3 protein-coding genes are annotated in these 1863 nt (G+C 44.0%); all 3 read right to left on the bottom strand.

Going from position 1 to position 1863, the window contains the following annotated elements; translation table 11 throughout:
* Positions 1-836, bottom strand: an 836-nt coding sequence (rseP, locus tag AB3112_RS11225) for an RIP metalloprotease RseP (protein WP_367334539.1), incomplete at its 3' end; no start/stop codon positions are given.
* A gap of 21 nt (positions 837-857) precedes the next feature.
* Positions 858-1646, bottom strand: a complete 789-nt coding sequence (locus AB3112_RS11220; RefSeq protein ID WP_057909229.1) for a phosphatidate cytidylyltransferase — start codon at positions 1644-1646, stop codon at positions 858-860.
* On the bottom strand, positions 1643-1863 hold a 221-nt coding region (locus AB3112_RS11215), incomplete at its 5' end, for an undecaprenyl diphosphate synthase family protein (protein WP_367334538.1). The genes AB3112_RS11220 and AB3112_RS11215, both read right to left, overlap by 4 nt.

The raw sequence follows: 1863 nt of genomic DNA, 5'->3' as shown, positions 1-1863 counted from the left end.
TGACCACCAGACGATTGCGCTTTTGGCTTCATCGACAACACTTTGTCCTGACCATTTCGGTCAACTTTGACGGTAATTTTTTTATTTGCTTTAGACCGGATCTGGACAGTTAAATCTTCCCAGTCAGTCGTCTTATGCCCATTGACTTCAATAATCCTGTCGCCTGATTTCATACCAGCAGAACGGGCAACCGAATTAGTCGGCATGACATCCACCTTGTTGGTATTGGACTGGACGCCACCTTGAACAAACCCAAGAATGGTATAAACCAAAATTGCCAGCAATAAGTTGTTAAAAACGCCGGCAACGTTGGTCAACATCCGGTTGGGCAAAGAAGCTGACTGAAACTGAACGTCACGCGGTGCAATTTGCAGAGCTGTCCCGTCTTTTTCAATGATTGTCGCATCGTGATCCACAGGATATGATTTGACCTGAGTCTCATCACCATTTTCATAGCCTTTGACGTATAGATCCGTGTCTAAGTTGGTATCGGTTACGGTCAAAGGAATCCCTTGAAACAGTGAATGCTTATTACTGGTATTAATTGAGGTTACAACGCCTTGATCATTTAATTGTAGTGTGACCGGCGTTCCCGGCTTAAGTTCATCTTCACCATCATCTGCTTCGCCTGCCATCCGCACGTAACCGCCAAGCGGCAGCAGCCTCAAGGTAAACGTTGTGCTGTTTTTTCGGTAGTAGAAGACTTTGGGTCCCATTCCAACGGAAAATTCGCGGACTAAAATCCCCGATCGTTTTGCGGTAATGAAATGGCCGAACTCATGAAAGATCACCAGAATCCCAAAGACGATGATGAAAACAATAATTGTAGTTATCAAGTGACACTTTCCTCCTAAAAACTAAATGATACCAACCAAATGAAGCATTGGTAACACAAACAGTAAACTATCGAAGCGGTCTAAAATTCCACCATGTCCTGGTAGAATTTTTCCTGAATCCTTAACGCCATAGTAGCGCTTAAGTGCAGATTCAATCAAATCACCAAATTGACCAGCTATAGAAAGAATAATCGTGATGATGAACATTTGCAATAAGGAATGTCCTGAAACCGGATAGAAGTAGACGAACGTCGTGCAAAGAATCGTCGCTGCAAGTGAGCCGCCAATTGATCCTTCCCAAGTTTTGTTTGGACTAATTCTTGGGGCTAATTTATGTTGACCGAACATCCGGCCAAAAATGTAAGCACCGCTATCGGTAACCCAGACAATGAACAGTGCGTATAGTAACACCGTCAGGCCGATTTCTCGGGCGGCAACAAAGTAGTGAAAGCCCATTCCAATATATAACATGCCCAGTGCAATAACGCCGGCATCGTCAAATGAAAAAAGGTTTCGACTCAATACGGTCATCAATAAAAGCATCAAGACGAACAGGAAAAAGACAAATGTCTGGCTGATATGCCCCGGTAAAAAGCCGACCCAGGAATCAGGTAGAATCAAAACACTGACCCCAAGATAGGCAATGATGGATTCAGGTGAAATCAATAACTTCTTTTTCATCACGAGGATTTCAGAGATCGCAACAATCCCCAAAACAAGAGCGGCAATATCCACCCAGATGCCACCCATAATGATGATCGGTATAAATATTAGTAACGCTACTACAGCAGTTATCACACGTTGTCTCACTGTGTATCTCCCCTATTAGTCGTATCGAGGCCCCCGAAGCGACGGTCCCGATGCTGATATTCTAAAATCATATGATCGAACACATCTTTATCAAAGTCAGGCCAAAGAACGTCCGTAAAGACCAGTTCACTGTAGGCAATCTGCCAAAGCAAGAAATTTGAAATGCGCTCTTCCCCGCTGGTTCGAATCAGCAGGTCCGGATCAGCTAATTGACCTA

Origin of the sequence: Lentilactobacillus sp. (genome assembly GCF_040773105.1) — a bacterium.
GTDB lineage: Bacteria > Bacillota > Bacilli > Lactobacillales > Lactobacillaceae > Lentilactobacillus > Lentilactobacillus parabuchneri.
The sequence above is the reverse complement of the archived record's forward strand: the minus strand, read 5'-3'. Positions and strand labels throughout refer to the sequence as shown.